This is a genomic window from Nocardia sp. NPDC049190 (assembly GCF_040648115.1).
In the GTDB taxonomy this organism is placed as follows: domain Bacteria; phylum Actinomycetota; class Actinomycetes; order Mycobacteriales; family Mycobacteriaceae; genus Nocardia.
The window spans coordinates 1-3,865 of the sequence record NZ_JBEZDE010000099.1; the positions used below are offsets into that span (position 1 = coordinate 1).

The 3,865-nt window shown below is 64.0% G+C and carries 3 protein-coding genes and 1 pseudogene; 2 read left to right on the forward strand and 2 right to left on the reverse strand.

Annotated features, from left to right (window positions below; genetic code table 11):
- Positions 1-116: 116 nt before the first annotated feature.
- Positions 117-2,789, reverse strand: coding sequence for an AAA family ATPase (locus tag AB0B25_RS31965; protein ID WP_357187535.1), 2,673 nt, complete (start codon positions 2,787-2,789; stop codon positions 117-119).
- Positions 2,790-3,137: 348 nt separating this feature from the next.
- Here AB0B25_RS31965 and AB0B25_RS31970 point away from each other — a divergent pair, with 348 nt between their 5' ends.
- Positions 3,138-3,347, forward strand: coding sequence for a hypothetical protein (locus AB0B25_RS31970; RefSeq protein ID WP_357187538.1), 210 nt, complete (start codon positions 3,138-3,140; stop codon positions 3,345-3,347).
- A gap of 25 nt (positions 3,348-3,372) precedes the next feature.
- A complete protein-coding gene (locus AB0B25_RS31975; RefSeq protein WP_357187541.1) occupies positions 3,373-3,786 on the forward strand; it encodes a DDE-type integrase/transposase/recombinase in 414 nt (137 codons plus the stop codon).
- Here AB0B25_RS31975 and AB0B25_RS31980 read toward each other — a convergent pair.
- Positions 3,734-3,865 (reverse strand): annotated as a pseudogene (locus AB0B25_RS31980) (IS30 family transposase); the annotation flags it as partial. The gene AB0B25_RS31975 and the pseudogene AB0B25_RS31980 overlap by 53 nt on opposite strands.

Below are 3,865 nucleotides of genomic sequence, written 5' to 3' on the forward strand. Positions count from 1 at the left end.
CCCTGAACGCCTTCGAGATCACCTTCGACGGCCGCCTGTCCGCCGGACGAAAGTAACCACAAATCAACCGATTACACCGTTAATTTGACAGTCCCGTCCGCCCCACAACCGGCCCCTCATGGGAGGCGATGTAGAGGGTTCTGACCGGTTCGATCCGGTCGTCGGGTGGTTTCGGTGCGCACCTGGTCGATGGCGCTTCGGGGGATGTGTTCGATGATGTCCTCGCGTGACGTGATGACCAATTTGTGCAGGATCGCGGCGATTTGCGTGTCGATGGTTCGGACGGATGTGCCTCGGCGGGCGGAGATGGCGGTGTTGGTCCATCCGGCGGCGGCCAGGATGGCGACCTGTTGTTCGGCCTTGGTCAGGTCGTGCCAGCGCGATAGGGGGACTTTCTTGGCTAGGGAAGAGGTTGGTGGAGTGTCGATGTGGTGTGTGCCCATGGCGAAGCGCTGCACCTCGCCCAGTTCGGGACGCAGTCGGGCGCCTCGGGTTTCCGCCGCGGTGAAGGCGTCGGAACCGAGTACGCGGCGGGCGACGGTGATCGCCTTGGCGGACTCGTCGGCGAAAGGCCTTATCGCCCCGATATCGATGCCCAGGTGGGCTCGTAGAGTCTTGACTCCTCCGGCCAAGTGGGCGATTTCGGTGGCCACCGCGACGAGTTTGTTGTGGTCGAGTTTTCCGGCGGGGCGCGAATCGGTGATGAGGTACGCCAACGACCAGGACCGAAATTCGACAGCCCACCATCCCGCCCACTGATCGTGGAGAGGCAGCAGTTGCGCGAGTACGGTCCGTAAAAGGGCCAGGGCTTCGGTGGGGTCGCCATGCCTTGCCAGGGCGATCGCCCGGATCAGTTGAGCCCACAACTTCTCCCACAGAATTCCGGAAGCGTTCGCGCGATCGAGGCAGCGCTGGGTGATCTCGTGAGCTTGGTACGCGGTTCCCAATATGCTCGCGGCCACAGCCGTGAACAGCTCGCTCAGCGACGCGGCGCCGGGGTGGCCGAGGGCGTCGAATTTGTCCCGGGCGCGTGTCAGGACCGTGATAGCGCAGGCGTCGCCGCGGGCGAAAAGCAGTTCCATCCCCCATGCGTACTCGGCAACGGCGGGGAGGCCGAGATCGGTCTCGGCGGTGTGCCGCCAGTGCGCTCTGAGGTCCGGGTCGGGGATACAGACAGTGATACATTCTTCGAGCATCCGCTCGGCATCCTCGAGAAGGCCTTGCGCCATGGCGGCCAACGCAACGTGGGCCATGGCCTCGATCTGGAGTTCGGTCGGTCGTGGAGTCGACGCCCAGGTGGCGTCGAGACAGCGTTGCATCCAGGAACGTATTTCACGTACTGAGCCGCTGATGTAGGGCACACGCAGGGAGATCAGTCCGAGACAGATCTCGAGACCGGCGCCGGCCTCCCCGGGGATAGTGAGACTGGTCTCGATCGCAGTCACCAGATCGGCCCAGGCCCCCAGCGCCCAGCTCAATAGGTCTTGTCCTTCGGGGTGGAACCAGTGGGTGGCGGCGTAGGTGATCTTGTCTCGGTAGTAGCGCAGGTGCCGGTCGGCCAGCCGAGCTGGTGCGTCCATTTCTGGGGTGGAACGCTGCCGCAGCTGGTACTGGGCGAACACACGCAAGCTCTCCACCAGCGAGTACCGCACCGTGGTGGGCGTGATGTGCACCGACACCAACGAATGATTGGCAAGGCATTCGAGTACGTTCTCGATCTCACCCCGAGCCAGACTGACACCCGCGTGGTTGTTCGCGTCGTCGGTGTCGTCACTGCAGATGGTTTCTATGGCGTCGAGGTCGGCGCCCACATCCAACACGGTGTTCGTGGTGTCGTCGGGGTTGGTGTCATAACCGGCGGCAAACACCGACAGCCGATCGAACAACAAACGCTCGCTGTCGCCGCACAACTGATAGGACCAGGCGATGACGTCGGCGACCCCGCGATGGCGCGGGTCGGCGCCGGCGCGGGGCCCGTGCGACCAACGCAGACGGGTGTCGTCGACGTCGCCGGTCAGCCCGGACAGGATCATAGCCAGCGGTTGGTGCACCAGTCGGGCGGCGGCCAACTGGATGTAGAGGGGATGGTTGTTGATGTGGCGGCAGATCTCGGCAGCCGTGGCGGCCTGCTCGGTGCCGATAACGGGATGGCCGGTGAGCTCGGCACGCTGCCGAAACAAAGCCACACCATTGCGACGGGACAGCGGCGGAACCGGTATCAGGTGTTCGTCGACCCAGCACAGGGGTTCGCGGCTGGTGGTCACAACGGTCAATTTCGGTATGGTCTCGAGCAACTCGGTGATCAAATCCACCACCGCGGTGAGCAAGTGTTCGCAGTTGTCGAGCACCAGGATGGTGCGCGGGGTGTGTCCGGTGGGATCGGGGCGGGTGAGGGTGTCGAGGAGGGCATCCCATACCGAACGTCCGGAGAAGTCGGCGTCGATCACCGTGTGGGCGATTTCTTCTGCGACCGCGGTGGTGTCGGAGCCTGGGGTCAGTCGCGCCAGCCGCACCCAATACACACGTATTTTCCTGGTGTCGGCTTTGTGGTAGCGGCGGACGGCTTCGGCGGCCAAGCGGGTTTTCCCGATCCCGCCGCGGCCGGTGAGGGTGATCAACCGGGCCGAGCCCAACAGTAGAGTGTTGATCTTTTCCAGCTCACGGTCTCGACCGACGAAGCTATGGGTCGGAGCGGGTAGGCGACCCGCGCCTTGCCGACGCCTAACCTCCACAATATGCAATGCTACTCCCCGCGTGTAGGCACGCTGAACCGATCCAGAAACGACCACGCTGCATGGATAGGTGACATCTGAGTTGGCTTGCTCTACAGGCGGGCTGAAAGGATGTCGCTGTGTCCAAGCCCTACCCTCGTGAGTTCCGTGACGATGTCGTGCGTGTGGCTCGCAACCGTGACGGTGGTGTGACGCTGGAGCAGATCGCGGCCGATTTCGGGGTTTACCCGGTGACGTTGTCGAAAGGTTGCGCCGGGCCGATGTCGTCGAGGGAACGAGCTCGGCGCCAGTACCAGCGAGTCGGCCGAGCTTCGTGCGGCCAAGTGGCGAATCCGGTTGCTGGAGCAGGAGAACGAGGTCCTCAAACGGGCTGCGGCCTATTTCGCGAGGCGAGCCTGCCAGGATATGATCTACCCGCTCGTCCGCGAGCTGGCCGAAGACGGGATCCCCGTCACGGTGACGTGCCGGGTATTGGATCTGGCCCGCCAGCCGTACTACCGGTGGCTGGCCAAACCGGTCACCGACGCCGAACTCGACCAGGCGTATCGAGCCAACGCGCTGCTCGACGCCCACCACGACGACCGACCCGGAGTTCGGCTACCGGTTCCTCGCTGACGAAGCCCGCGCGGCCGGTGAACCGATGGCCGATCGCACCGCCTGGCGGATCTGCTCGGCGCAGGGCTGGTGGAGCGTGTTCGGCAAGAAGCGTCGTGGCAAGGGCAAACCCGGCCCACCGGTCCACGACGACCTCGTTCGCCGTCAGTTCTGTGCGGAGGCCCCGAATCGGTTGTGGCTGGCCGACATTTCCGAACATCACACCGGTGAAGGCAAGCTCTACATCTGCGCGGTCATAGACGTCTACTCCAACCGGATCGTCGGCTACTCCATCGATTCTCGGGTGAAGTCGGCGCTGGCCGTGCGTGCTCTCGACAATGTCGTGTCCCGCCGCGGTGAGGTGGCCGGCCGCATTCTGCACACCGACCGTGGATCGCAAGCCGTATTCAATTGGTCGTTGCAACACCGGTTTGTTCGAGCGACCGTAGCTGTTCGGTGAAGGCTTCGGCGGGTGTTTTCCAGCCGAGGGTCTTGCGGGGTCGGGTGTTGAGGGTGTGGGCGATGGCCGCGATGTCACG

What these genes read in the sequence shown, in the direction of transcription:
- AB0B25_RS31970 (WP_357187538.1), top strand. Translation starts at nt 3,138, where the DNA reads ATGATCTACCCGCTCGTCCGCGAGCTGGCCGAAGACGGGATCCCCGTC.
- AB0B25_RS31975 (WP_357187541.1), top strand. Translation starts at nt 3,373, where the DNA reads ATGGCCGATCGCACCGCCTGGCGGATCTGCTCGGCGCAGGGCTGGTGG.